The sequence below is a fragment of the Streptomyces sp. NPDC056987 genome, assembly GCF_042673865.1.
GTDB lineage: Bacteria > Actinomycetota > Actinomycetes > Streptomycetales > Streptomycetaceae > Streptomyces.
Map to the genome: position 1 here is coordinate 85,988 of NZ_JBHURV010000032.1, position 25,770 is coordinate 111,757.

The 25,770-nt window shown below is 71.1% G+C and carries 26 protein-coding genes; 16 read left to right on the forward strand and 10 right to left on the reverse strand.

The window, feature by feature from the left end; genetic code table 11:
* Positions 1 to 57 precede the first annotated feature (57 nt).
* The 4 genes from pstS to pstB all read left to right on the forward strand — a co-directional run bounded on the left by pstS (position 58) and on the right by pstB (position 4,319).
* Positions 58 to 1,194: a phosphate ABC transporter substrate-binding protein PstS gene (gene pstS, locus ACFTZC_RS30625; protein ID WP_382895173.1), complete on the forward strand. Its 1,137-nt coding sequence runs from the start codon at positions 58 to 60 to the stop codon at positions 1,192 to 1,194.
* A 224-nt stretch (positions 1,195 to 1,418) separates the two neighbouring features.
* On the forward strand, positions 1,419 to 2,411 hold the full coding sequence (pstC, locus tag ACFTZC_RS30630) for a phosphate ABC transporter permease subunit PstC (protein WP_382895175.1): 993 nt from the start codon (positions 1,419 to 1,421) through the stop codon (positions 2,409 to 2,411).
* Complete coding sequence (gene pstA / locus ACFTZC_RS30635) at positions 2,408 to 3,490, forward strand: phosphate ABC transporter permease PstA (protein WP_382895176.1); 1,083 nt, start codon at positions 2,408 to 2,410, stop codon at positions 3,488 to 3,490. The genes pstC and pstA overlap by 4 nt, the downstream gene beginning before the upstream one ends.
* Before the next feature lie 52 nt (positions 3,491 to 3,542).
* Positions 3,543 to 4,319, forward strand: a complete 777-nt coding sequence (pstB, locus tag ACFTZC_RS30640; protein WP_382895178.1) for a phosphate ABC transporter ATP-binding protein PstB — start codon at positions 3,543 to 3,545, stop codon at positions 4,317 to 4,319.
* A gap of 151 nt (positions 4,320 to 4,470) precedes the next feature.
* Here the strand turns inward: pstB and ACFTZC_RS30645 are convergent, their stop codons facing one another.
* Entirely contained in the window at positions 4,471 to 5,469 is a 999-nt protein-coding gene (locus ACFTZC_RS30645) for an anion permease (protein ID WP_382895180.1), read from the reverse strand.
* Between the two features lie 5 nt (positions 5,470 to 5,474).
* A complete protein-coding gene (locus ACFTZC_RS30650; RefSeq protein WP_365818959.1) occupies positions 5,475 to 6,095 on the reverse strand; it encodes a DUF47 family protein in 621 nt (206 codons plus the stop codon).
* Positions 6,096 to 6,311: 216 nt separating this feature from the next.
* Between ACFTZC_RS30650 and ACFTZC_RS30655 the strand changes: the two genes are divergently transcribed.
* Positions 6,312 to 6,764 carry a metal-sensitive transcriptional regulator gene (locus tag ACFTZC_RS30655; protein ID WP_382895182.1) on the forward strand — a complete coding sequence of 151 codons (453 nt, stop codon included), beginning with the start codon at positions 6,312 to 6,314 and terminating at the stop codon, positions 6,762 to 6,764.
* Between the two features lie 87 nt (positions 6,765 to 6,851).
* Here ACFTZC_RS30655 and ACFTZC_RS30660 read toward each other — a convergent pair whose 3' ends face one another.
* Together ACFTZC_RS30660 and ACFTZC_RS30665 are read right to left on the reverse strand one after the other, a co-directional pair.
* Positions 6,852 to 7,091 (reverse strand): hypothetical protein, encoded by a 240-nt coding sequence (locus tag ACFTZC_RS30660; RefSeq protein WP_382895184.1) that lies wholly within the window; start codon positions 7,089 to 7,091, stop codon positions 6,852 to 6,854.
* A 176-nt stretch (positions 7,092 to 7,267) separates the two neighbouring features.
* A complete protein-coding gene (locus ACFTZC_RS30665; protein ID WP_382895185.1) occupies positions 7,268 to 8,095 on the reverse strand; it encodes a hypothetical protein in 828 nt (275 codons plus the stop codon).
* A 220-nt stretch (positions 8,096 to 8,315) separates the two neighbouring features.
* Here ACFTZC_RS30665 and ACFTZC_RS30670 point away from each other — a divergent pair, with 220 nt between their 5' ends.
* Entirely contained in the window at positions 8,316 to 8,510 is a 195-nt protein-coding gene (locus ACFTZC_RS30670) for a hypothetical protein (protein ID WP_382895225.1), read from the forward strand.
* A gap of 92 nt (positions 8,511 to 8,602) precedes the next feature.
* Complete coding sequence (locus ACFTZC_RS30675) at positions 8,603 to 10,240, forward strand: FAD-binding oxidoreductase (RefSeq protein ID WP_382895187.1); 1,638 nt, start codon at positions 8,603 to 8,605, stop codon at positions 10,238 to 10,240.
* Positions 10,241 to 10,296: 56 nt separating this feature from the next.
* Here the strand turns inward: ACFTZC_RS30675 and ACFTZC_RS30680 are convergent, their stop codons facing one another.
* A complete protein-coding gene (locus ACFTZC_RS30680; RefSeq protein WP_382895188.1) occupies positions 10,297 to 10,929 on the reverse strand; it encodes a TetR/AcrR family transcriptional regulator in 633 nt (210 codons plus the stop codon).
* 460 nt (positions 10,930 to 11,389) lie between these two features.
* Between ACFTZC_RS30680 and ACFTZC_RS30685 the strand changes: the two genes are divergently transcribed.
* Both ACFTZC_RS30685 and ACFTZC_RS30690 read left to right on the forward strand, forming a co-directional pair.
* Positions 11,390 to 12,358, forward strand: coding sequence for a hypothetical protein (locus ACFTZC_RS30685; RefSeq protein WP_382895190.1), 969 nt, complete (start codon positions 11,390 to 11,392; stop codon positions 12,356 to 12,358).
* Between the two features lie 110 nt (positions 12,359 to 12,468).
* Positions 12,469 to 13,098 (forward strand): sortase domain-bontaining protein, encoded by a 630-nt coding sequence (locus ACFTZC_RS30690; RefSeq protein ID WP_382895192.1) that lies wholly within the window; start codon positions 12,469 to 12,471, stop codon positions 13,096 to 13,098.
* Positions 13,099 to 13,117: 19 nt separating this feature from the next.
* Here the strand turns inward: ACFTZC_RS30690 and ACFTZC_RS30695 are convergent, their stop codons facing one another.
* Positions 13,118 to 13,846 carry a phosphatase PAP2 family protein gene (locus tag ACFTZC_RS30695; RefSeq protein WP_382895194.1) on the reverse strand — a complete coding sequence of 243 codons (729 nt, stop codon included), beginning with the start codon at positions 13,844 to 13,846 and terminating at the stop codon, positions 13,118 to 13,120.
* Between the two features lie 428 nt (positions 13,847 to 14,274).
* Positions 14,275 to 15,303 carry an NlpC/P60 family protein gene (locus tag ACFTZC_RS30700; RefSeq protein ID WP_382895227.1) on the reverse strand — a complete coding sequence of 343 codons (1,029 nt, stop codon included), beginning with the start codon at positions 15,301 to 15,303 and terminating at the stop codon, positions 14,275 to 14,277.
* Positions 15,304 to 15,749: 446 nt separating this feature from the next.
* On the opposite strand from ACFTZC_RS30700, the gene ACFTZC_RS30705 reads away from it, so the two are divergent.
* The 6 genes from ACFTZC_RS30705 to ACFTZC_RS30730 all read left to right on the forward strand — a co-directional run bounded on the left by ACFTZC_RS30705 (position 15,750) and on the right by ACFTZC_RS30730 (position 23,449).
* On the forward strand, positions 15,750 to 16,058 hold the full coding sequence (locus ACFTZC_RS30705) for a hypothetical protein (RefSeq protein ID WP_003985768.1): 309 nt from the start codon (positions 15,750 to 15,752) through the stop codon (positions 16,056 to 16,058).
* A 201-nt stretch (positions 16,059 to 16,259) separates the two neighbouring features.
* Positions 16,260 to 17,117 carry a hypothetical protein gene (locus ACFTZC_RS30710; RefSeq protein ID WP_382895196.1) on the forward strand — a complete coding sequence of 286 codons (858 nt, stop codon included), beginning with the start codon at positions 16,260 to 16,262 and terminating at the stop codon, positions 17,115 to 17,117.
* Positions 17,107 to 18,468, forward strand: coding sequence for a hypothetical protein (locus ACFTZC_RS30715; protein ID WP_382895198.1), 1,362 nt, complete (start codon positions 17,107 to 17,109; stop codon positions 18,466 to 18,468). Before ACFTZC_RS30710 ends, ACFTZC_RS30715 begins: the two co-directional genes overlap by 11 nt.
* The gene (locus tag ACFTZC_RS30720) at positions 18,465 to 20,018 is read left to right on the forward strand and encodes an SCO6880 family protein (protein ID WP_382895200.1); all 1,554 of its coding nucleotides are present in this window, start codon (positions 18,465 to 18,467) and stop codon (positions 20,016 to 20,018) included. Before ACFTZC_RS30715 ends, ACFTZC_RS30720 begins: the two co-directional genes overlap by 4 nt.
* A gap of 145 nt (positions 20,019 to 20,163) precedes the next feature.
* On the forward strand, positions 20,164 to 21,648 hold the full coding sequence (locus tag ACFTZC_RS30725) for an ATP-binding protein (RefSeq protein WP_382895202.1): 1,485 nt from the start codon (positions 20,164 to 20,166) through the stop codon (positions 21,646 to 21,648).
* A 1-nt stretch (position 21,649) separates the two neighbouring features.
* The gene (locus ACFTZC_RS30730) at positions 21,650 to 23,449 is read left to right on the forward strand and encodes a type VI secretion protein (protein ID WP_382895203.1); all 1,800 of its coding nucleotides are present in this window, start codon (positions 21,650 to 21,652) and stop codon (positions 23,447 to 23,449) included.
* On the opposite strand, the gene ACFTZC_RS30735 is transcribed toward ACFTZC_RS30730, so the two are convergent.
* From ACFTZC_RS30735 to ACFTZC_RS30745, 3 genes are read right to left on the reverse strand one after another with little or no spacing between them, the layout of a single operon-like run.
* Complete coding sequence (locus tag ACFTZC_RS30735; RefSeq protein ID WP_382895205.1) at positions 23,446 to 23,856, reverse strand: VOC family protein; 411 nt, start codon at positions 23,854 to 23,856, stop codon at positions 23,446 to 23,448. The two genes, ACFTZC_RS30730 and ACFTZC_RS30735, sit on opposite strands and share 4 nt — an antisense overlap.
* Before the next feature lie 34 nt (positions 23,857 to 23,890).
* Positions 23,891 to 24,355 (reverse strand): helix-turn-helix domain-containing protein, encoded by a 465-nt coding sequence (locus ACFTZC_RS30740; protein WP_382895207.1) that lies wholly within the window; start codon positions 24,353 to 24,355, stop codon positions 23,891 to 23,893.
* A 34-nt stretch (positions 24,356 to 24,389) separates the two neighbouring features.
* On the reverse strand, positions 24,390 to 24,947 hold the full coding sequence (locus ACFTZC_RS30745) for a GNAT family N-acetyltransferase (protein WP_382895209.1): 558 nt from the start codon (positions 24,945 to 24,947) through the stop codon (positions 24,390 to 24,392).
* 199 nt (positions 24,948 to 25,146) lie between these two features.
* Here ACFTZC_RS30745 and ACFTZC_RS30750 point away from each other — a divergent pair.
* Positions 25,147 to 25,770: ATP-binding cassette domain-containing protein (locus tag ACFTZC_RS30750; RefSeq protein WP_382895210.1), on the forward strand; the 624-nt coding region annotated here is incomplete at its 3' end.

The following is a 25,770-nucleotide window of genomic DNA, read 5'->3' on the forward strand; positions in this document are numbered from 1 at the left end:
ACGCACGCCGCCGTACAACGGTTCAGACCGGCGGCTCCTGGAAGGAACACCCGAAAAGTGAAGCTCAAGCGCAAGAACGGGCTGCGCGCCACCGCGCTCGGTGCCCTCGCCGTCTCCGGCGCCCTGGTTCTCACGGCGTGCGGCTCGGACGACAACACCGGCGGCGGGGCCGACGGCAGCAAGAAGCCGACCGCCGCCTCCAGCGAGGTGTGCAAGGACGCCAAGGGCCAGCTGCTCGCCTCCGGTTCCAGCGCGCAGAAGAACGCCATGGACCTCTGGGTGAAGAACTACATGGCCACCTGCTCCGGCGTGGAGGTCAACTACAAGTCCTCCTCCTCCGGCGAGGGCATCGTCGCGTTCAACCAGGGCACGGTCGGCTTCGCCGGCTCCGACTCGGCGCTCAAGCCCGAGGAGGTCGCCGACTCGAAGAAGATGTGCACGGACGGCGGCCAGGGCATCAACCTGCCGATGGTCGGCGGACCGATCGCCATCGGTTACCACCTGGAGGGTGTGGACAACCTCGTCCTCGACGCCCCCACCCTCGCCAAGATCTTCGACAGCAAGATCAAGAACTGGGACGACGCGGCGATCAAGGCGCTCAACCCGGACGCCAAGCTCCCCAACAAGCCGATCATGGCGTTCCACCGCTCCGAGGACTCCGGCACCACGCAGAACCTCGGCAAGTACCTGGGCGCCTCCGCCGCCTCGGACTGGAAGTACGAGGCCGAGAAGAAGTGGCCGGCCCCCGGTGGCCAGGCCGCTTCCGGCTCCGCCGGTGTCGCCGCCCAGGTCAAGCAGGTCGACGGCTCGATCGGTTACTTCGAGCTCTCCTACGCCACCTCGCAGCAGATCTCCACGGTCAAGATCGACACGGGTGCCAGCGCCCCCGTCGAGGCGTCCTCGGAGAACGCGTCCAAGGCCATCGCCGCCGCCAAGATCAAGGGCACCGGCAAGGACCTGGCGCTCGACCTCGACTACACCACCAAGGCCGACGGCGCCTACCCGATCGTCCTGGTCACGTACGAGATCGCCTGCGACAAGGGCAACAAGCCGGACACGCTGGCCACGATGAAGTCCTTCCTGACCTTCACCTCCAGCGAGGACGGCCAGAAGGTGCTTTCCGAGGCGGGCTACGCCCCGATCCCGGCCGAGATCAACGCCAAGGTCCGCGAGACCGTCGCGTCGCTCTCCTAGGCCCTGACGCCCTGCCGGTACGGGATCCCCGTACCGGCAGGGCATCGGCACTTCCGGCAGCAGTCAGCAGTCAGCAGTCAGCAGTCGAAGTGTCCGCCGTACCGCACGCTCCACGGTGACGGCAGCCGGCCCGGCGCACCCCTCCGGGCCGGTGGCCGTCGCCCATCCCATCCGGTGCACCGCCGCCAGGGGAGCCGGCGCTCCCCCACACAGACCGGAAAGACATGGCTTCGACCACACCCACAGAACGTCCGCCGCTATCCCCGGCCGACTCCGCGCCCCGCCCCTCCACCGGCCGCGCGGGAGACAAGATCTTCTCGGGCCTCTCCAAGGGCTCGGGCATTCTGCTGCTCGTCCTCATGGCGACGATCGCGGGCTTCCTCACCTACCGCGCCGCCATCGCCATCTCGAAGGACGAGGGCAACTTCCTCACGACCTTCGACTGGAACCCCTCCGCGAGCCCGCCGGTCTTCGGCATCGCGGTCCTCCTCTTCGGCACGATCGTCAGCTCGATCATCGCGATGATCATCGCGGTCCCGGTCGCCGTCGGCATCGCGCTGTTCATCTCGCACTACGCGCCGCGCAAGGTCGCCGCGCCCCTCGCGTACGTGGTGGACCTGCTCGCCGCCGTGCCGAGCATCATCTACGGCATCTGGGGCGCCCTCGTGCTCGTGCCGTATCTCGGCGGTCTCAACAGCTGGCTCGACGAGTACTTCGCGTGGACGTACATCTTCGACCAGACGCAGGCCGGCCCCGCCAGGAACATGCTGACCGTCGGCATCCTGCTGGCGATCATGATCCTGCCGATCGTGACCAGCGTCAGCCGGGAGGTCTTCCTCCAGGTCCCGCGGATGAACGAGGAGGCCGCGCTCGCGCTCGGCGCCACCCGCTGGGAGGTCATCCGGCTCTCGGTGCTCCCCTTCGGGCGCTCGGGTGTCATCTCCGCCTCGATGCTGGGCCTCGGCCGCGCGCTCGGCGAGACGATGGCCGTCGCCACGGTCCTCTCCCCGAACTACCTGATCTCGCTCCACCTGCTCGACCCGGGCGGCGGCACGTTCGCCCAGAACATCGCGGCGAAGTTCGACGAGGCCAACGAGCTGGGGCGCGACGCCCTGATCGCCTCCGGTCTGGTCCTCTTCATCCTCACACTGCTGGTGAACGGTGCGGCCCGGCTGATCATCGCGCGCCGCAAGGAGTACTCGGGGGCCAACGCATGAGCCACGCGACCATCCAGGACACGCCGACCCCCGTACCGCCGCCGAGCGGCCGGCGGGGCAGCCTCAGCCAGCGCAGCCTGCCGCGCTGGGCCCCGGCCGGCTTCGCCGCGGCCGGCCTGCTGATCGGCTCCGCCGTCGGCGCGGGCGCGGGCCTGACCAGCAAGGTCCAGTGGGGCCTGATCGCCGTCGTCGCCTTCCTCGTCATCTCGTACGCCGTCACGACCACCGTCGAGAACCAGCGCCAGGCCAGGGACCGCCTCGCCACCAGCGTGGTCTGGGTGTGCTTCCTCCTCGCGGTCGTCCCGCTCTTCTCGCTGCTGTGGACGACGATCGTCCGCGGCATGAAGGCCCTCGACATCGACTTCCTGACGCACTCCATGGCCGGGGTCCTCGGATCCGAGGCGAACGGCGGCGTCTACCACGCGCTGATCGGCACGCTGGAGCAGGTCGGCATCGCCACGGTGATCGCCACCCCGCTCGGTCTGCTGACCGCCGTCTACCTGGTGGAGTACGGCAAGGGCTCGCTCGCCAAGGCGGTGACGTTCTTCGTGGACGTCATGACCGGCATCCCGTCGATCGTCGCCGGTCTGTTCATCCTCTCGCTGATGCTGATGACCGGCACCGGGCCGTCCGGCTTCATGGGCTCGCTCGCCCTGACCATCCTGATGCTCCCGGTCGTGGTCCGCTCCACCGAGGAGATGCTCAAGCTCGTACCGAACGAGCTGCGCGAGGCCGCGCTCGCCCTCGGCGTACCGAAGTGGCGCATGATCCTCAAGGTGGTCCTGCCGACCGCGATCGGCGGCATCACGACCGGTGTGATGCTCGCGATCGCGCGCATCGCCGGTGAGACCGCGCCGATCATGCTGCTGGTCTACGGCAGCCAGCTGATCAACAACAACCCGTTCGCCGACGCCCAGTCCTCGCTTCCGCTCTACATTTTCGAGCAGTACAAAATCGGTGAAGTGGCGGCGTTCGACCGTGCCTGGGCAGCGGCTCTGGTGCTGATCGCGTTCGTGATGATCCTCAATCTGGTGGCGCGCGGTGTAGCCCGCTGGAAGGCCCCGAAGACCGGCCGCTGAGGCCCGAGACCCGGCTCCGCCGCGCGGAGCCACGAAAGAAGCAGTGGTTGTAATGGCCAAGCGCATCGACGTCAGCGGACTGACCGCCTTCTACGGCTCCCACCGGGCCATCGACGACATCTCGATGACCGTCGAGCCCCGCTCCGTGACGGCCTTCATCGGCCCGTCCGGCTGCGGCAAGTCCACCTTCCTGCGGACCCTGAACCGGATGCACGAGGTCACCCCCGGTGGCCGCGTCGAGGGCAAGGTGCTCCTGGACGACGAGAACCTGTACGGGACGAACGTCGACCCGGTCGCGGTGCGCCGCACGGTCGGCATGGTCTTCCAGCGCCCCAACCCGTTCCCGACCATGTCGATCTTCGACAATGTCGCGGCGGGGCTGCGGCTGAACGGCTCGGCCCGCAAGAACGAGCTGGCGGACGTCGTCGAGAAGTCCCTCAAGGGCGCGAACCTCTGGAACGAGGTCAAGGACCGCCTGAACAAGCCGGGCTCCGGACTCTCCGGCGGCCAGCAGCAGCGGCTCTGCATCGCCCGCGCGATCGCGGTCGAGCCGGAGGTGCTGCTGATGGACGAGCCGTGCTCGGCGCTCGACCCGATCTCCACGCTCGCGATCGAGGACCTGATCGGCGAGCTGAAGGAGCGCTTCACGATCGTCATCGTGACGCACAACATGCAGCAGGCGGCGCGGGTCTCGGACCGTACGGCCTTCTTCAACCTGGCGGCCGTCGGCCAGCCCGGCAAGCTCATCGAGATAGACGAGACCGAGCGGATCTTCGCCAACCCGTCCGTACAGGCGACGGAGGACTACATCTCCGGCCGCTTCGGATAGTCGGATACGGCGACACAGACGTCCTGCGGTGCTGCATGGCGGTGCCACCGCAAGACGAAGGGCCCGCCCCCTCTCCCAGGGGGGCGGGCCCCATCACGTGTACGGGACGGTTGTACGGGACGGCTGTACGGGACGGCTGTACCCGACGTCGTCAGCCGAAGGCGAGGTTGACCAGCCAGAAGCTGACCGCGGCCACCAGTGCCGCCGCCGGCATCGTGATGAACCAGCCGAGAATGATGTTCTTGGCGACGCCCCAGCGGACCGCGTTCACCCGCTTCGTCGCCCCCACGCCCATGATCGCGGAGGTGATGACATGCGTCGTCGAGATCGGCGCGTGGAAGAGGAACGCCGAGCCGAACATGATCGACGCCCCGGTCGTCTCCGCCGCGAAGCCCTGCGGCGGGTCCAGCTCGATGATCTTGCGGCCGAGCGTCCGCATGATGCGCCAGCCGCCCGCGTACGTACCGAGGGAGAGCATCAGCGCGCAGACGACCTTCACCCAGATCGGGATCGCGTCGCCGGAGTCCTCGACATCGGCGATGACCAGCGCCATCACCACGATGCCCATCGTCTTCTGCGCGTCCTGAAGACCGTGCCCGAGGGCCATTCCGGCCGCCGAGACGGTCTGGGCTATCCGGAAGCCGCGCTTGGCCTTGTGCGGGTTGGTCCTGCGGAACATCCACATGATCGCGACCATCACCAGATAGCCCGCGACCAGGCCGATGACCGGCGAGACGAACATCGGGATGACGATCTTCTCCAGGACCCCGGACCAGATCACCTCCGTACCGCCGGCGAGCGCCGCGCCCACCATGCCGCCGAACAGCGCGTGCGAGGAGGAGGACGGGAGCCCGAAGTACCAGGTGACCAGGTTCCAGACGATCGCCCCGACCAGCGCCGCGAAGAGGATGCCCATGCCCCGCGCGCCGTGCGGGGTGGCGATCAGCCCCTCGCTGACGGTCTTGGCGACGCCCTGTCCCAGGAACGCGCCCGCGAGATTCATGACGGCGGCCATCGCGAGCGCGGCGCGCGGCGTCAGGGCCCGGGTGGAGACCGAGGTCGCGATGGCGTTCGCGGAGTCGTGGAAGCCGTTGGTGTACGTGAAGCCGAGCGCGACACCGATGGTCACGATCAGCGCAAAGGTGTCCACGTGGTTCAGGACTCCTTGACGGCGATGGTCTCCACCGTGTTCGCGACGTGCTCGAACGCGTCGGCGGCCTCTTCGAGCACGTCGACGATCTGCTTGAGCTTGAGCACCTCCATCGCGTCGTACTTACCGTTGAAGAGGTGGGCCAGCAGCTTGCGGTGGATCTGGTCGGCCTGGTTCTCCAGCCGGTTGACCTCGATCCAGTACTCGGTGAGGTTGTTCATCGTCCGCAGGTGCGGCATGGCCTCGGCGGTCAGTTCGGCGGCGCGCGCGAGCACCTCGATCTGCTGCTCGACGCCCTTGGGAAGCTCTTCGACGTTGTACAGGACGACCAGGTCGACGGCCTCCTCCATGTAATCCATGATGTCGTCGAGCTGGGACGCCAGGCTGTAGATGTCCTCGCGGTCGAACGGCGTGATGAAGGAGGAGTTGAGCTGATGGAAGATCGCGTGAGTGGCGTCGTCGCCCGCGTGCTCCGCTGCCCTCATCCGCTCCGCGATCTCGGCCCGGGCGGAGGAATCCGCACCGAGGAGTTCCATCAGGAGCTTGGAGCCCGTGACGATGTTGTCCGCGGACGCGGCGAACATGTCATAGAAGCTCGTCTCCCTGGGGGTCAGACGAAATCGCACGTGGGGTCCTCGGGTTACATGGATTCGGTCAGAGGTGATGCTAGGCGCATCATCCGGCCACAGCTAACCGGCATACCAGTGTCACTCATAGGTCAAGCAGATGAGCACAGGGCCCTACCCCAAGGCTCACAGACGGGTAGGATATACCCACGTGGGGTATATCCCCCTTTTCGGGCAACGCGCACGGAGCGCACAGAACACCTGCGGGAGGACGCGATGACGACCACAGAGGCGGCCGGCGCGGCGACGGGCGACGCGCCCTCCGTGACGAACGTGACGAAAGCGACGGACACCATGGGCAGAACACCCGCGGCGGCGGCCACGGACCCGGCCGTCACGGACGCGGCCGGCGCACCGGCCGTGACCGAAACCGACCATGACCGCGGGGTGCACGGCTACCACCACCAGAAGGCCGAGCACCTCAAGCGGCTGCGCCGGATCGAGGGCCAGATCCGCGGGCTCCAGCGCCTGGTCGACGAGGACGTCTACTGCATCGACATACTCACTCAGGTCTCCGCGTCGACGAAGGCGCTCCAGTCCTTCGCGCTCCAGCTCCTGGAGGAGCACCTGCGGCACTGCGTGGCCGACGCCGCGGTCAAGGGCGGTGACGAGATCGACGCGAAGGTGGAGGAGGCGACGAAGGCGATCGCCCGGCTGCTCCGCACCTGACCCCGCCGCGATGCCCGGCCCGGCCGCCGCACCCGGCCCGGCCGCCGCGCCTGGCCCGGCCGCCACACCTGACCCGGCCGCCGTGCCTCACTCCGGGCAGGACTCCCGTCGGCGGGGGGTCCTCGGCGGCTGCGGGTGGCGTGGCTGCGCGGGGCGCTCGGTCCGGGGGGCGGGGCGCTCGGCCCGTACGTTCAGCACCTCGTCGATGCGGTCCGGGCTGAGCCGTTCCCCGTCCGTGGCGGACGCCGCGATCATCAGCTCGCCGCACCACTCGATCTCGGCGAGGGCCACATGGTCGTGAACGGGCGGCGTACGCACCAGAGCCACGTGCCCTCACCTCTTCCTGCCGGTCCGTCCGGTCCCGCCGGTCTCGGCTTCCTAGCGTAGGGAGGGTGATACACACCGCGCATGGCACGTCCGGACCATTTCCGCCTTGGTCCTCCCCGGTTACGGCTTGATCTGATCTTGCCGTGCCGTCCGAGGGACCGGACGAAGCCGCTCGCTCAGGTCTTGATCTCTCCGGTGAAGATGTCGTCCTCCGGCGGCAGCGTCACCGCGACCCGCTCACCGAACGCGTAGAGCAGCGTCGTCGAGGCGACCTCGACCGGGTGCCCCTGGTTGAGATAGCTGAAGCGGAGCCTGACCTTGCGCGGCCGCCCCTCCTCGTCCAGATACGCGTCGAACGGCACCGCGTCCTCGCCGAACCCTTTCGCCGCCGCGGCCAGCGCCCCGCGCACGTCCGCCGACGCCGACCTCGCGGCCCGGCCGAGCTCCGTGACCCCCCGGTAGTGCCAGACCCGTACCCCGGCCAGATCCTGCTCCGCGACGAAGGTCACATCCCGGGCGGCGCGCAGCAGTTCGGTGGAGATCAGCGGGTCCGTCACCCCGCCGGTGACCAGATTCCCGTCCTCCAGGGCCGTCGAGTCCACCCGGACCCACTTGTCGGCGGGCACCCCGGCGCCGCGGTTCTTCATGTACAGCACGCCCGGCGAGAGGAGTTCGGTGATCGGCCGGTGCTCGCTGGTGCCCGCGGCGTCACCGGGCAGCAGGACCCGCAGCCGCCCCATCCGCCGGCCGAAGTCGTACCCGCCCTCGCCCCTGATGGTCACCCGGGTCCCGCCGGCCGCCATCTCCATCGACGTACGGGCCCTGGAACTGCCCGAGGCACGGAGCACGTCGGCCGCCTTCCGCACCGCCCCGGGGTCGCTGCCCGGCCGGTCGTCGGCGGCCGCGCCGCCGGTCGCGGCACAGCCGCCGGCGGTGGCCACGACCCCCGCCACGGCCATGGCGGCGAACGCCGCCCCTCTGTGTCCGTGCTGCCGCACCACCATCGCCTGCCAACCCCCAACGCGTGACCGGCGCCCGTCCGCGGCCCGCCCGTTCCGGATAACCCGGATAACGACGCCCGCCGTGACTCGTCACGCCCCGCCCGGTGCCCCGCCCGGTCATGGGAGCGGTCACGCCGCGCCCGGTCACGGGACGCGAACTCACCGGTACGGTGGAGAGGTGAGCGAGCATGACGTCTCCGAACCCCCCACCACCCTCCGCGCCATACCCCTGGCGTCCCCCGCGCCCCCCGCGCCCGCCGACGCCGCGGCGCACACGGCCACCACCGTCGAACGCGGGTCGTTCTGTCTGGCGCGCTGCACCTGCGGCTGGTCGGGCCCGGCCCGAAGAGCCCGCGACCGGGCCCGCGCCGATGCCGACCACCACGCCGACGGCTACACCGGGACAGCCCCTCGCTGACCGTCCGGCAAACGCCCGGTGGAACCCGGTGGAACCCGCCGCACCCCGTGGACCGTCCCGTACACCGGGACGTCGTCATGGGGAGGGCACAGATGGAACGGCGCACACTGCTCGCCGCCGCGGCCGGACTTGCGGCCACCGCCACGGCCTGCTCCGGCCCGGGAAGCGGTACGGAGAGCGGATCCGGAGGCGGCGGGCAGAGCGGTAAGGGAGCCGCGAGCGGTACCGCCGACTCCGGCAAGGCGCCGGTCAGGGGCACGTCCCCCGCTCCGGACTCCACCGCGGCCGCCGCCCCGGCGTCACCGCGCTGGGACGCCCTCGCGCGGGGGCTCGACGGCGACCTCGTCCGGCCGGGCGACGCCGAGTACGCCACGGCCCGGCAGCTCTACAACACCCGCTACGACAACCTGAAGCCCGCCGCCGTCGCCTATGCCGCCGGCGAGGACGACATCCGCGAGTGCCTCGCCTTCGCGCGCACGCACCGTACGCCCGTCTCGATCCGCGGCGGCGGCCACTCGTACGCGGGCTGGTCCAGCGGCAACGGCCGGCTCGTCATCGACGTGTCGAAGCTCGACTCCCTCTCGTACGCGGGCACGGAGACCCGGATCGGCGCGGGCGCCCGGCTCTCCGCCGTCTACCGCGCCCTCGCCGCCCGCGGCCGTACGATCCCCGCCGGCTCCTGCCCCACGGTCGGCGTCGCCGGGCTCACCCTGGGCGGCGGTCACGGCGTCACCTCCCGCGCGTACGGGCTCACCTGCGACAGCCTGCTCTCGGCGACCGTCGTCACGGCCGACGGCACCCGGCTGACCGCCGACGCGCAGCGGAACCAGGACCTCTTCTGGGCACTGCGCGGCGCCGGGAACGGCAACTTCGGCATCGTCACCGAGCTGCGTTTCCGTACGCACCCGGCGCCCGAGGTGGTCGTCGCGGACGCGAGCTGGCCCTGGTCGAAGGCGGACACGCTGCTCGCCGCCTGGCAGAAGTGGGGGCCCGAGCAGCCGGACGAGATCTGGTCCGCGCTCCATCTCGCGGCGGGCCCCGGCGGCAGCACGCCCACGGTCTCGCTCGCCGTCCTCTCCCTCGGCACCGAACAGGACCTCAAGAACGCGGTCGACCGGCTCGCCGACGGCCCCGGCGGCCCCGGCTCCGCGCGCTCCGTCTCCGTACGCCGCCGCGGCTACGAGGAGGCGATGCTCGGGTACGCGGGCTGCGCCGGCTACCCGGAGGAGCAGTGCCGGCTGCCCGGTACGACCCCGGGCCGGGACCCCAGGGGCGCGCTGGGGCGCGAGACGTACGCCGCGGCCTCCGACTTCTTCGACCGCTCCCTGTCCGCCGCGGGGCGGCGGGCGCTGACCACCGCGGTCGAGGGGTTCACCCGGCTCCCGGCGGCCCAGGGCGGCGGCGGTTCGGTCGCGCTCACCGCGCTCGGCGGGGCGGTCAACCGCGTCGATCCGGCGGCGACGGCCTTCGTCCACCGGCGCTCGCGGATGCTCGCCCAGTACATAGGCGCGTGGCGTCCCGGCATCGAGGGAACGGAGCAGCAGGCCTGGCTGAAAAACGCCCATGGGTCGATGCGCAGGTACGCGTCGGGCGCCGCCTACCAGAACTACGTCGACGCCACCCTGACCGACTGGCGCGCCGCCTACTACGGAACGGCGGCGGACCGGCTGAGCAAGCTGAAGCGGCAGTACGACCCCGACCGGCTCTTCGACTTCCCGCAGGCGCTGTAGCGCCCGAACGGAGCGCTTCAGGCCGAACGGAGCTTCAGGCCTCGGCAGTGCCGAGCTCAGCCGCCCGGCTCGGTCGGGCCCGTGGCCGGTGGCCAGCCCCGCAGGGCCATGTCGGCCACCTGTTGGAGGTCGTCGCGCGTGGCGCCGCTGGCGGCCTGGACGGCGATGCCGTTCGCCACGGTCATGAGGTAACGGGCGAGCAGCTCGGGGGCGCTGCCCGGGGGCAGGTCGCCTTCCTCGACGGCTTGCCGGAGCCGGTCGCGCAGGAGGGAGGTGTGCTCGTTGCGCCAGGCGACGAGGTCGTCGCGGGCGTTGCGCCCCGGGTCACCGGCGGCGAGGGACCCTTGGACGCCGAGGCATCCGGTGGGGCAGCCGGGGCGGGTGGTGGCCCGGACGGAGCCGTTGAGGAACGCGGTGGCCACCTGGCGGGCGGTCGGCTCCCGCAAGGCGCGCGCTCCGTACGAGGCGGGGCCCTCGGTGTAGCGCTCCAAGGCCTTGCGGAACAGGTCCTCCTTGTTGCCGAAGGCCGCGTACATGCTGGTGCGGGTGATGCCCATGGCGTGGGTCAGGTCGGTGAGGCTGGCTCCGTCGTAGCCCTGTTCCCAGAAGACCCGCATGGCGTGTTCAAGAGCCTGGTCGGTGTCGAAGCCTCTCGGCCGGCCGATCGGCGCCTTCCGTCGTGTCTCCATGCAGGGGATCGTACCTCTTTTGTACTGGTCGGTTCGGAAAGTGTACAGTCTCATTCGGTATCGTTCGGTACACATATTTGTGGAGGTGATGCTGGTGGGACAGCTTGAGGGCAGCATGAGTTTCACCGCATGACCGAGTTCGTCCGCTCCGCGTGGAGTGCTCGCTTGCGCGGAGTGCTCGCTCAGCCTTCGCCGCGGCAGCTCACGCCGTACGGGCCGCCTGATCGACTGCCAGGCCGTCAAGAACCTCCGTTTCCCGAAGATCGCTCTGCGGGACGCCTCCCGGGTGGTCCCCTCAGACACCCGCGTGGTCCCCCCACCCGACCGCGACGGTCCGCGGGCTTACTCGTCTAGGCCGTACGGCCCACCGCGGTGGCCCCCCGGCACGCCCGGCGATGACCTGGTACCAGACCCGCACCGCCGGGTTCCCCGCCAGGCCATCGACCGCAAGGGCGTACTCATGCACCGACCCGGAAACCGCCCCGGAACCGGACTCCGGATAGCCGTACTCGGCACCGCCACCACCCTGCTCCTCCTCGCGCCCGGCGCCGGCGCCGCGTCGGCCGTGGACCGGCCGACCGATCCGGGTGAGCTGACGCTCATCGACACCCCGGCGGGCCCGGCACTGGCCGACCGGGCGGGCAACCCGCTCTACATGCGGACGGCGGACCGGCCGGATGCCCCGCCGTGCACGGGCGAGTGCGCCAGGACCTGGCCCGCGGCGACAGGCTTCCCCGCCAAGGCACGCGGCGTCATGGGCACGACCTCCCGGACCCTGCTGCGCGCGGCGAACAGCGGCCGGCCGCAGGTCGTCTACAACAACCACCCGCTGTACTACTACAAGAACGACCGGCCCAACCGGCCCCGGGGACAGCACATTCCGGGCTTCAGCCTGGTCGCCCCCGACGGCGCCGCGCTGACGGCGGCGGCCGGCGCGGGCGCGTCGGCGTCACCGAGGCGGCCGGCGCCGGCGACATCAGCGGCCTCACGGAAGCCGTCGACGGCCGGGACGATCTCGGCCACGTCGAGGGCGAGACCCCCGACCACCACACCCCCTCCCACGCCCCCGCGCACACCTCCGGCGCCCCGGAAGTCCTCGACCGCGCCGAGAACCGCGGTGACACCCAAGGCCCCGGTCACTCCCCGAACTCCCGTCACACCGAGGACATCGGCGATCCCCCGGACGTCCGTCACCCGGAACACCTCCGTCACCGGTCTCCCGTCCGTAGGGGCGCTCCAGGTCACCCCGTCCGGCGCGGCGCGCGGCGGGGCCGACCACCCGGTCGCCGCCGCCGCGGACACGGACCGCTCCGGCCGTGACCAGGTCGCCGAGGTGTCCCTCGCCATCGGCGCCACCGCCGCCGCCTTCGCGGGCACGATCCTGCTGGTACGCCGCCTCCAGCGCCGCACGACGGGCGGGGAGCCCTGACCGGACGGGCGAGGCGGGCGGAGGGCACGCCCGCCTCGGCCGCCGGCCCGCGCCCGGCCTCCGGCCCGGGCTCCACATCCACATCCACATCCACCACCTCGCCCTCGGACGTGGCGATACGCACCCTGCTCACCGTCGCGGTGCTGGGCGCGGTCACCGCCGTACTGCTGCACCTGACGGCCGGCCGGCCCGCCGCGCCGCCCCCGCCGGCCGCGGCCAGGGAGCCCCGGCTCGTCCGGGTCACGGATCCGCCCTCCGCGCCCGTACGGCTGCGGATCCCGGCGCTCGGCGTCGCCGCCGCGGTCCAGCCGCTCGCCCTCGCCCCGGAAGGCACGCTGGACCCGCCGAGTTTCCGGCACGCGATGAAGGTCGGCTGGTACGCGGCGGGACCGCGCCCGGGCGAGCCGGGCCCCGCCGTGCTGGTCGGCCACCGGGACGCCCCGGCCAACCCGGGCACCGTCCCCGTCCGCAACGGCCGGGACGACATCAAGAACGCGGTCTTCGCCAAGCTGGGCCGACTGCACGTGGGCGACCTGATCGAGACGGAGTCCGGCGACGGCACGCGGCAGCCGTTCCGGGTGACGGCGGTCGACACGTACCTGACGAGGCGGTTCCCGACGGAGCGGGTCTACGGTCCGGTGCCCGACCCGCAGCTGCGGCTGATCACCTGCGGCGGCGTCATCGACGCGAACGGCCACTGGGACTCGAACGTGGTGGTCAGCGCGGCGGCGGTCCGGTAGGCGCCCCGCAACGGGCGGCTCAGGCGGCCAGGTTGTTGTCGTCGGGGCGCTGCTCCGGGATGCCCAGGGGCCGCGTACCGCCGACCGCCTCGGCGCCCGCCGTACGGTCCGCCTCCCGCGCCCGCCGCGACCGTACGAGCGGGCCGAGCCGCTCCGAGCGGGAGACCGCCGAGACCAGCGGCGTCAGCAGCGCGAGCGCGAGCGGGGTGAGGAGCAGGGCGACGGCCGTGCCGAGGGCGAAGCCGCCGATCACGTCGGTCGGGTAGTGGACGCCCATGTAGACGCGGCAGAAGCCTTCGAAGAGGGCCAGGCCGATGGCGACCAGACCGAACTTCCGGTGGGCGATGAAGACCCCGACGCCGATGGCCATCGCCATCGTGGCGTGATCGCTGACGAACGAGTAGTCCGTCTTGCCCGTGACGAGGACTTCGAGGCCCCTGTGGTCGACGAACGGCCGCGGCCGTTCCACGAACCCGCGGATCGGGATGTTGACCAGCAGCGCGATCCCCGCGGCGAGCGGCGCCCAGACCAGCCCGGCGACGGCCGTGACCGAGTCCTCGGCGGAGCCGCGCCCGCGCACGCTCCACCAGCACCAGAGCACGACGAGGACGAGCGCGAGCATGATCCCGTACTCGCCGGTGAACCCCATGACGCGGTCGAACCAGGACGGGGCGTCCTTGGCCAGTCCGTTGATGTCGTAGAGCAGACCGACATCGGGGTTCGATCCGTCCAGTACGAGTCCAGCCATCTGCTGCGGCCCCTTAAGCCTTGTAGCCCGCCACGGCGCACCTCCGGGTGCGCCGCTTCCGCCAACCCCCGTGGTCGGTACGGAATTGCTGCGCGGCCTGCCGCGTGGCGCGTGCCGTGACATCTGTACTTCTGTACTTCTGTACTTCTGTCGTGACGCCTGCACACCCGCCGCGCGGACTGCCGCGTGATCGAAGTGATCAGTACCGCAGCTCTCGTCCAGGGAACGGCCCACACACCGCCGCCGTTCCGGTCTCTACCGAACGATCACCATGACGTTATCGAAGAGTGACACAAAGTCGCAGCTCAGCGCCGTTCCGGGAGGGCTGCGGACGACCACTTCCGGCCAATCGGCCGGTTCACGCATGGCTCGCACCCGGCTCACGTCCGCTCCGTACACGGTCCGAGAAGGCGGCCGTGCGGCCCGGTTCAGCTCTCCGGCCGGCTCCCCGGCAGATCGGTCGGGAGCGATTTCGCGCCGTCCTCGGTAACTCTGGTCGCCCCGAAGTAATCCGGGGTGTCGATCTTGTCGAACCGGATCACGGCACCGGTGTACGGCGCGTTGATCATGTACCCGCCCCCCACGTAGAGCCCGACGTGCCGGATGGCCCGCGAGTCGGTGAGATCGTCCGAGAAGAAGACGAGGTCCCCGGGCAGCAACTCGTCGCGCGAGGGATGCTTGCCCGCGTTGTACTGGTCGTTGGCCACCCGGGGCAGCTCGATCCCCACGGTCCGGTACGCCGCCTGCGTCAGCCCCGAGCAGTCGAACCGCCCCCCTTGGTCGGCGGTTCCGTTCCCACCCCACAGGTAGGGCGTGCCGAGCTTCTGCTGCGCGAAGTAGATGGCCGCGGCGGCCTGCTTCGACGGCTCGACGCGTCCGACCGGCCGGGCGAAGCTCTTCTCCAGCGTGCGAATGATCTTGACGTAGTTCTGGGTCTCCCGGTACGGCGGGACACCCTGGTACTTGATGACCGCGTACGCCCCGGCGTTGTACGCCGCGAGCATGTTGCTGGTCGGGTCGCCGGGCACGTCCTTCACGTACTTGGCGAGCTCACAGTCGTACGAGGCGGCGGAGGGTATCGCGTCCTCCGGGTTCCAGATGTCCCGGACGCCGTCCTTGTTCCCGTCGATCCCGTGGGCCTCCCACGTACCGGGGATGAACTGCCCGATGCCCTTGGCGTTCGCCGGGCTCTGGGCGCTCGGATTCCACCCGCTCTCCTGGTACAACTGCGCGGCGAGCAGGGCGGGATTGATGGCGGGGCAGAGGTTGCCCCAGGTCGACACGGTGTTCTGGTACGCCGCCGGAACGGCCCCCTTGGCCAGCCCCACGGCCCGGCCGCCCCCGGCCGCACCCCCGACGAGCCCGGCGGCGGCTGAGTAGGTCCCCACGACGAGCAGCGCGACGAAGGACGTCGACAGCCCGCCCACGCCGGCCACGACCAGCCATGCCTTACGCACCGTCACCCACCCTCCGACTCAGGGCCACTGCCGATTGGCCAGTGTAGGCGGGAGGCCCGCGCAACAGGGGGTGCACTCCGAGGACATGAGGACACAGGGGGCGCACGGCCCCGCGCGGCCGGCCCCCGCACGAGACCTCCGGCGGCGGACCGGACCCGTACCGGGGGGAGATCGAGCCAGGGTGACCGAGGCCATAAAGGTGTATCAACGACACTCATTGCCCGGAGTCACGCAGCGTGATACACAGAGTAACCGACAGAGAAACCATACGCGTCCGCGCATACTCCGATCCGTGGCAGGTCAGCGCCCCGGGTCGGTCATCTGTGCGGGGATCGGGTAAAGAGAGCCGCCAACCGGCATACGTGGCCCGTTCCATCAGCGAAGATAGAGCGTGACCCGTGTCATGGGGCACGGGCGTGAATGACCCAACAGGGGCGGTGAGTTACATGTACCTGGCGGCCGAAAAGGGCGACATCACCACCATCATCGGTGGCATCGCGCCCAACTGGGGGCCCTTCGGGACACTGGGCAACGAGGCCCGAGTCATGATCGAGGTCGTGATGGCCGTGGCCATCCTTCTCTGCCTCGGTATCGCGATCTGGGGCGCGGCGAAGCAGCGGATCGGGGCGACGGCGCTCCGGGACACGTTCAGCGCCGAGCAGGGCAAGGGCCTGATCGTCGCCGGACTGACCGGCGTCTTCATCATCGGCTCGCTGGGCACACTCTTCACCATCGTGTACGGCATGGCCGTCTGACGCGGCCCCGCCTCCCCCGGCCCAGCCCTCCCTCTGGCCCTCCTATCCCCCGTCCACCCCTCGACCCCACCTGTCCTTCGCATCCACCCGCTGAGGTTGCGTCACCCTGATGTCGAGTCACCACACCGCGCCCGCGCGGGAACCAGCACGGCTACCGTCGTACTACGCGGAATCGCACACGGCTGAGGGAGCGTACCCGGCATGAGCTTCGGCGACGAGCACGGCTACGGCGGCGACCCGGGCCGTAAGGGCGACGGCTTCGGCGGCTCGGGCCAGACCCGTACCCGCCTGCCCGACGGCAGAGGCACCGACCCCTACGGCGGCCCGCGCCGCCCGGCCCGGACCTCGCGCTCCCTCGTCACCGTGGTGGGCGTCGTCGTCCTGCTCATCGCCGCCATCGCGTTCGTGAACCGCGGCGGCAGCGGCACCACCGGCAGCAACGGCACCAAGGGCGCGGCGGGCGCGGGCGCGGACCCGACGGCGGCGACCGGCGTGAAACCGGTGACGGGCAAGAACGGAACGATCCCGTCGGGCTTCGCCAGGAACGAACAGGGCGCGGCGAGCGCGGCGGCGAACTACGCGGTGGTCCTGGGCTCGAACGGCATGTTCCACCAGGACAGCCGCCACACCATCGTCGACGGCGTCTACACCCCCGAGGCGGCGGCCGGCCTGAAGGGGCCGCAGGACCGCGCGTACTCCACGGAGTTCCTGAGCAAACTGGGCCTGGACGAAGACGGCAACCCCCCGCAGGGCAGCGACTTCATCTCCCGGACGATCCCCGTGGGGACGAAGGTCGAGACCATGTCGGGGGACACGGCGAAGGTGTCGGTCTGGTACACGGGCCTGATCGGGATGTCGGGCCCCGACTCCACGGACCCCGTGCGTACGACCTGGCAGACGGGCACCTTCGAGCTCAAGTGGGTGGGCGACGACTGGAAGATCGTCGCGGACTCGCAGAAGGACGGCCCGGCGCCTGTGCCCGGCGATGTCGCGGCGTCCACGGCGGACGAGATGAGCAAGGCTGTCGAGCAGTACGGAGGCTTCACCTATGCCAGGTAGCTCCCGGCGCCGCGTACGCTCCGTCGTCACCGTACTGGCGGGCCTTCAGACGGCACTTCTCCTGTTCGCCACGCGCGCCGCGGCGGCACCGACTCCGTCCCCGACCCCCACGCCCAACGACGACAACGTCGACTGCGAGGCGCTGTCCGGACTCAGCAAGCAGTACTGCGAGAGCGGCGACTCCGGCGTTTCCGGCGGCGGCACGCCCAGCGTCACCGACGCCCTCGACCCCCTCGCCTCCCTCGCCCGCGGCTGCGCCGACGCCGCCGCCTGGATCGTCGGGAAGCTCAGCGACGCCGTCAAAGAGACCGCCAACGTCGACTTCACCAACGCCTCCTTCCTCCGCCAGTACGCCGTCGTCTTCGCCGCCTCCACCGTCCTCACGCTCGTCCTCTGGCTCCTCGCCGTCGCCAAGCGCGCCATCCGGGGCGTCCCCCTCACCACCGCGCTCTCCGAGGCCATCGGCTTCCTCTGGCTGACCGTCCTCGCCTCGGCGTTCACGCCGCTCATCCTCTACACCGTCGTCTCCGCCACCGACAGCGTCACCGAGATCATCTCCACCTCCAGCGGCGGCCAGACGGACGTCTTCTTCGGCGGCTTCGCCGAAGCCCTCAAGAAGGGCAACGACATCGGCGGCGGACCGATCATGCTGATCGTCGTCTCGCTCGTGTCGATCCTCGCCGCCGGTGTCCTCTGGCTGGAGCTGGTCATCCGGGCGGCCCTCCTGTACGTCGGCGCGCTCCTCGGCACCGTCGTCTACGCCGGGCTCGTCGACAAGAACATGTGGGGACACGTCCGCCGCTGGGCCGGAATCATGATCGCCGTCATCATGGTCAAGCCGGTGATCGTGATCGTCCTCGCCCTGGCCGGCGCGCTCTCCGCCGACAGCGGCCCCGACGCGCTCTCCGCCGTCGTCTCGGGCCTCGCCATCATCATCCTCGCGATCTTCGCCTCGGCGATGATCTACCGCTTCGTGCCCGGCTTCGGCGACGAGATCGCCTCCGCCCGCACCAACCGCAAGCAGGCCACCGACGGTTCCCAGGCCGCCGCGCTCATCAGCTCGCCCGCCGCCCTCGTCTCGCAGGGCATCAAGACCCACAGCGGCCGCGGCGGCCAGGGCGACGGCGGAGGCGGCGCGGGCGCACGCCCCGCCAACCCGGTCTCCGGCGGCGTCGCCGCCCACAGCTCCCGCGGCACCTCCGGAGGCGGCGGAGGCGGAGGAGGCGGGCCGGTTCCCTCCGCCACGCCCCCGCCCCGTAGCAGCAGCCCCACCAGCTCCACCCCCCACAGCGCACGCGGCTCCCGCGGCACCGGTACCGGCAACAACAGCACTGGAGGTGGAGGGCGTTGACGACCCAGTCCCAACCGATGGCGCCCCGCCGTACGTATCTCATCGGCCGCGCCAGGCCCAACGCGATCGTCGGCAAGAACCGCGAGACCGGCGAGATCGCCCTGATCATCGCCGGCGCGTTCGTCGGGATGATGTGCGGCCTGCTCGTGCCCGTCCTGTCCCTGCGGATCGTGACACTGACCGGCTTCCCGCTCCTCGCGCTCGCCGCCGTCTACATGCCGTACAAGCAGCGCACGGTCTACAAGTGGTTCGAGATCAACCGCAGCTTCAAGCGCACCCTGCGCAACGGCACCGCCTACCGCTCCGGCGCCATGGAGGCCGGCACCCGCGCCGACGGCCGCGAGGTCGAGGTCGGCCCGCCGCCCGGCATCGGCCGGATCAACTGGCTGGCCGCGCCGTTCGGCCCCGACGAGATCGCCGTCCTGCTCCACGCCGACCGGCGCACCGTCACCGCCGCCATCGAGATCGAGGGCCCCGGCGTCGGCCTGCGCGACAGCGAGGACCAGGAGGCCCTGGTCGACCGCTTCGGCACCCTCCTCAAGCATGTCGCCAACGGCGACGGCTTCGTCACCCGCCTCCAGATGCTCGCCCGTACGCTGCCCGCAGACCCCGACGCGCACGAGAAGGACGTGGCCCAGCGCGGCGACGCCAACTCGCCGGGCTGGCTCCAGGACTCGTACGACCAGCTCCAGTCGATGGTCTCCACCTCCAGCGAGCAGCACCGCGCGTATCTCGTCGCCTGCATGCACTACACCCGCGAACTGGCCGCCGAGGGCCAGGCCATGGCCCGCGCCGCCCGCACGGCCGCCGGCACGAAGAAGCTCGACCGGGACGCGGGCCTCGCCGTCGTCATGGCCCGCGAGCTGACCGACATCTGCGCCCGCCTCGCCGAGGCGGACATCCGCGTACGGCAGCCCCTCGGCCAGGGACGGCTCGCCTCGCTCGTCCACTCGATGTACGACCCGGACCACCCCATCGACCACATCCAGGCCATGACGAAACGAAACGCCTGGCCGGCCGAGCTGGACGCCATGGAGCCGACGTACCTCCAGGCCAAGACCCGTGAGTCGTCGACGCGCGCCCCCTGGTGCCACTCCACCGCCTGGGTCAAGGAGTGGCCCATGACCCCGGTGGGCGTCAACTTCCTGGCGCCGCTGCTCGTCCACACCCCCGATGTGATCCGTACGGTCTCGGTCACGATGGACCTCGAACCGACCGAGATCGCCATCGAGCGGATGCTGACGGAGAAGACGAACGACGACGCGGAAGCCAGCCGCGCCGCCAAGATGAACCGTACGGTCGACCCGCGCGACATCGCCGCGCACGGCCGGCTGGACCAGCGGGGCGAGGACCTCGCCAGCGGGGCGGCGGGGGTCAACCTCGTCGGGTACATCACCGTCTCGTCCAGGTCCCCCGAGGCCCTGGCCAGGGACAAGCGGACGATCAGAGCGTCGGCCGGCAAGTCGTACCTGAAGCTGGAGTGGTGCGACCGCGAGCACCACCGGGCCTTCGTGAACACCCTGCCGTTCGCGACCGGTATCCGCCGCTGACACCGGCGGCCACGGCATCCCTCACCGCCGTACCCGCCGTACCCGCCCTGTCCACCTCACCTGCCCTGTCCGCCGTACCCGCCCTATCCGCTGTACCCGTCACATCCGCCGTAGCCGCCGTAGGAAGAGTCGAAAGGGGCCTGTGGTGCGAGATCCGCTGTCCGTCCTCACGGAAGCCTTCACCAGCTTCCTCTTCGGGAAGGTGGAGACGACCCGGCTGCCCGTCCGTACGTCGACGGGCCAGGCCCAGGCCGTCTACCTGCCCACCGCCGCCCCCGGCCTAGGCGACTCGGGTGTGATCATCGGCCGTGAGGTCTACAGCGGCAAGGGCTACATCTACGACCCCTTCCAGCTGTACGGACAGCAGCTGCCCGCCCCGCACTGGCTGGTCCTCGGCGAGTCCGGCAACGGCAAGTCGGCCCTGGAGAAGACCTACGTCCTGCGCCAGCTCCGCTTCCGCGACCGCCAGGTCGTCGTCCTGGACGCCCAGGGCGAGGACGGCGCCGGCGAGTGGAACCTCATCGCCCAGGAACTGGGCATAACCCCCATCCGGCTCGACGCGATGGCCGCCCTCGACGACGGCATCCGGCTCAACCCGCTCGATCCGTCGATCACCACCACCGGGCAGCTCGCCCTGCTCCGTACGATCATCGAAGTCGCCATGGGCCACGGCCTCGACGAACGCTCCGGCTTCGCCCTCAAGGTCGCGCACGCCTACGTCAACGAGACGATCGTCGAACGGCAGCCCGTGCTGATGGACATCGTCGAGCAACTGCGCCACCCCGAACCCGAGTCGGCCCAGGCCATGAACGTCGACCTGGACGACGTACGGGCCTGGGGCCTCGACGTCGCCCTGGTCCTGGACCGGCTGGTCGACGGTGACCTGCGCGGCATGTTCGACGGCCCGACGACCGTCGGCATCGACCTGGACGCCCCGCTGATCGTCTTCGACCTCTCGCACATCGACCGCAACTCGATCGCGATGCCGATCCTGATGGCGATCGTCGGCGTCTGGCTGGAGCACACCTGGATCCGCCCCGACCGCAAGAAGCGCATCTTCCTCGTCGAGGAAGCCTGGCACATCATCAACTCGCCCTTCGTGGCCCAGCTCTTCCAGCGGCTGCTGAAGTTCGGCCGGCGGCTCGGCCTCTCCTTCGTGGCGGTCGTCCACCACCTCTCCGACGTGGTCGACGGGGCGGCGGCCCGCGAGGCCGCGGCCATCCTCAAGATGGCGTCGACCCGGACGATCTACGCCCAGAAGGCCGACGAGGCCAGAGCGACGGGCCGGGTCCTCGGCCTGCCCCGCTGGGCGGTGGAGATCATCCCGACGCTCACCCCCGGCATCGCGGTCTGGGACGTCAACGGCAATGTCCAGGTCGTCAAACACCTGGTGACGGAGGCGGAACGGCCGCTGGTCTTCACCGACCGGGCGATGACCGAGAACTCCGAGGCGTCGGACGCCGCCGACGCGGCCCAGGCCCGGCGCGCCGGACTGCTGCCACCGGCTCCGTACGAACCGCGCGAGCCGCACGAGGACATGCGGGCCGCGGAGTGGGAGGCGGAACAGCGGGCGGCCCTGCTCGAACGGCAACGGCAGTACAACGAGTCCTCCGAGTCGACGGTGGCATGACATGTCGCGCCACCAGGAGGAGCGGCGGCCAGGACCGGGCGGCCAGGGCGGGCCGGGCGGCATCCCCGACGGGCTGCTGGTGGGCCTGCTGGGCTTCCTGCTCGGGCTGACGCTGCTGGTCTGGACGGCCACGGGGCTGGCGGGACTGTTCACCCACGGCGCCTGGCCACAGGGCGTGACCTTCGTCCGTACGCCCATGGCCATGCGCGAACTGGCCTCCGCACCCCACGACCTCCCGGGCGCCTGGCCGGAGACCCCACCGGGGGAGCTGTCGGGATACGGGCTGTTCTGGGGCCTGCTGATCAGCCAGCTCATGGTGCTGACCGTCCTGACGGTGTTCGTGCTCGGGGTGACGGCGCGGTACCGGGTGGTACGGGCGAGACGCAAGGAGCAACAGCGGTACGAGCAGGACGCACGCGACGAGCGGGACGGACGGGGCACGGAGGACGCACGGTACGAACGGTACGGACAGAACGAACGCGAGGCACAGCACGGCTGGGACACCCGGGACACCCGGGACACCCGGGACGTACGGGACCCACGGGACGTACGGGACCCACGGGACCCACGGGACGCCGTACCCCGGCAGACCCCCGCGCCGGCTCCCGCGCAAGCCCACCACCCCGTCCACGAGCCGGCACCGGAACCCGCCCTGGAACACGCGCCGCCGACGCGGGACCCGCTTCACGCCCCACAGGGGAGACCGGGCTCGACACCAGGCCCGGCACCGGTTCAGGGTCAGGCCCAGGAACCGGCCCCCGTGCCCGCCCCGGCCTCCGCACCGCCCCCGCACCCGGCATCGGCCCCGCTCCAGGAGCCACCCCCCGCGCAGACCGCCGCGCCCGCCCCCGCCACGGTGTCCGTCCCCGCCCCGCGCGTACGGTACGGCGACCCCGCCACCCGCCGCCCCGCCGCCGTCCAGGCCGTCCTGGACGCCGCGGGCCCCGCCCTCGTCGTCACCTCCGCCCCCGCCGTCTGGGACGAGACCAAGGACGCGCGCGCCAAGCTCGGCCCCGTCCTCGTCTACGACCCGGGCCACCTCTGCAACACCCCCGACCGGCTCCACTGGTCCCCCACCGCCGGATGCGAGGACCCCGCCGTCGCCGGCGCCCGCGCGACCGCCCTGCTCTCCCCCGTACGCCCGCGCGCACTGCTCGACGCCGCCATGGCCGACACGGCCGAGACGCTGCTGCGCTGCTGGCTGCATGCCGCGGCCGTGGACGGGCGGCCGGTGAAACAGGTGCTGCGCTGGGCACAGGGCGGAGGCGCCCAGGAAGCCGTACGGATCCTCCGTACGCACCCCAAGGCCGCCTCCGGCCTCGCCGGACTGCTGGAGTCCGCCCTCACCGCGCACCCCGAACGCCGCGACGTCGCCCAGCAGTTGACGGCCCGCGCGCTCGCCGCCCTCTCATCGGTGCACATCCGCGACGCCTGCACGCCGAACAGAACCGATGCCCTCGCGCTGGATTCTTTTGTGAGCGAGGGGGGCACGCTCTATGTGGTGGGCGAGCCGATCGAAGATCCCCGCGCCCGCCCGGGTGCGATGCCGCTGCTCACCGCACTCACCTCAAGCGTGGTCGAGCACGGCCGCCGCATGGCCGCACGGTCATCTGACGGTCGGCTCGACCCACCAATGTCCCTCGTCCTGGAGGATGTGGCCGCGGTAGCCCCGTTCCCTCTGGTCCCGGAGCTGCTCGCCACCGGCCAGGACCGAGGCATGCCGACGCTCGCCCTGCTGCGCTCCCGGCAGCAGGGCAAGGACCGCTGGCCCCAGCGGGAGCTGCCGGGCGCCGGTTATTAGCCGACGGGCTGCGTGAAGCGGATACTGTTGCCGAAGGGGTCACGGAGGCCGCAGTCGATCCCGTAAGGACGCTCCGTGGGCTCCTCCGTGAACTCCACGCCCCGGGCCAGCAGCGTCTCGTACGTCGTGCGGCAGTCGTCCGTGCTGAAGATGAGCGAGCCGCCCGTCGCGCCCTTGGTGACCAGCTCACGGACCTGCTGGGCCGTCTCCTCGGACATGGCCGGAGGCCCCGGCTTCTCCAGCAGCACCTGGCGGTCCGGGTGGCCGGGGACATTGACCGTGAGCCAGCGCATGAAGCCGAGGTCGACATCGGCATTGACTTCGAGGCCGAGCTTGCCGACGTAGAAGTCGAGGGCCTCGTCCTGGTCGAGTACGTAGATCTGCGAGTGCGTGATGGCGTTGAACATGCACATCACGCTAGTGCGCGAGCCCGGCGAAAACTTATCCAAAAGTGCTCGGCCTCGTCCACGCCATGGTGAAGCAGTTCGGTACGCCCACCGCTGCCGTCGCGGCCGCGACCTCCCCATCCGCGCCCCTCCCGTCCGCGGCCTCCCCGTCCGGCGCCTCCCTCGCCCCCTTGCGGTAGTCCCGCGGTGACCGGCCGACGATGTCGTGGAACGTACGGCTGAAGGTCCCCGGGCTGCCGAAGCCGACCTCGAAGCAGATGTCCGTCACGCTGTGATCGCTCTCCCGCAGCAGGAACATCGCCCGCTCGACCCGGCGGCGCTGCAAGTAGCGGTGCGGCGTCTCGCCGAACGTCGCCCGGAAGGTGCGGGTGAAGTGCGCCGGTGACACATGGGCGATCCTGGCCAGGGCCGGAACGTCCAGCGGCTGCGCGTACGAGCGGTCCATCGCGTCCCTGGCCCGCAGCATGCGGCGGTTGGTCTCTTCTGCGGCGCGGCTCACGCCACCATCACACCACGCCCGCCACCCCTTCCCCTCAGGGCCGCCCGACCGCCAGCTCCAGCTCCTTCGCCGAGGGATCCCCCGCCATCGGGACGCACCCGCCCGTCGGTACGAAGCCGAGCTTGCGGTACGCGGCCGCGGCCCGCGGGTTCCCGTCGTTCACGTGGAGCCGTACGCGCGCGAGCCGCGGGTCCTCCAGCGCCCACGCCCAGTCGAGCGCCGCCCCGACCAGCGCCCCGACGACCCCGCCACCGCGGTGCTCCGGCCGTACGAAGACGCCGACGAGCTGCCCCTGGTCCCGCTCGACGCGGGCGCCGAAGAAGTCCTCGCGCCCGGCCTCCTCGACCAGCACGGCCACCGACCCCGACCAGCTCCCGTCCGGGGCCTCGGCGACGAACTGCCGGGAACGGGTCCCGTGCCGTGCCGAGAAGCCGGTCGCCTGCTCCCGCCAGACGGCGTCGGGGTACTCCACGGCCTGCTCGTACGTCTCCAGGAAGGCCACCGGCGCCGCCGGGTCCCGGAGCGCGTCGAGCCGGAGTTCCCTGGCCCTGGCCCATTCTCCGGGCCGTACCGCCCGTATCACGTGGTTCATGCACCGATCCTCCGCGCGCCCGGGCCCCACCCGCAACGGGGTTTCTCCCCGCGCGCGGTCCGGGGCACGCCGCCACCCGCGGCGCCACCCGCGACGGCGCGCGCCCCGGCCGGCCCCTACATCCCCGGTACTACGCACCACCCCATCACCCGTCCCCGGTACGACGATCCGCGCCCGCCCGCTGCCTACCGTCGAGCCCATGACCAGCACACACGGCCTCGAAGCAGCGGGCCTCACCAAGCGGTACGGCGACAGGACCGTCGTCGACGACCTCACCTTCACCGTCGGACCGGGAACCGTCACCGGCTTCCTCGGCCCCAACGGCGCCGGCAAGTCCACCACCCTGCGCATGCTGCTCGGCCTCGACGCCCCCACCCGCGGCCGGGCCACCGTCGCAGGCCGCTCCTACGCCGCCCACCCCGCCCCGCTCACCCAGGTCGGCGCCCTGCTGGAGGCCCGCTCCGTCCACCCGGGCCGCAGCGCCCAGGACCACCTCCTGGCGCTCGCCCACACCCACGGCATCCCGCGGCGGCGCGTCACCGATGTCCTGGAGCTGGCCGGTCTCACGGCGGTCGCCCGGCAGCGGGTGAAGGGGTTCTCGCTGGGCATGGGCCAACGGCTGGGCATCGCGGCGGCGCTCCTCGGCGACCCGGCCACCCTGATCCTCGACGAACCGGTCAACGGGCTCGATCCCGAGGGCGTCCTGTGGATCCGCAACCTCCTCAAGTCCCTCGCGGCGGAGGGCCGTACGGTCTTCATCTCCTCCCACCTCATGAGCGAGACCGCACTCACCGTTGACCGCCTGATCATCATCGGCCGCGGC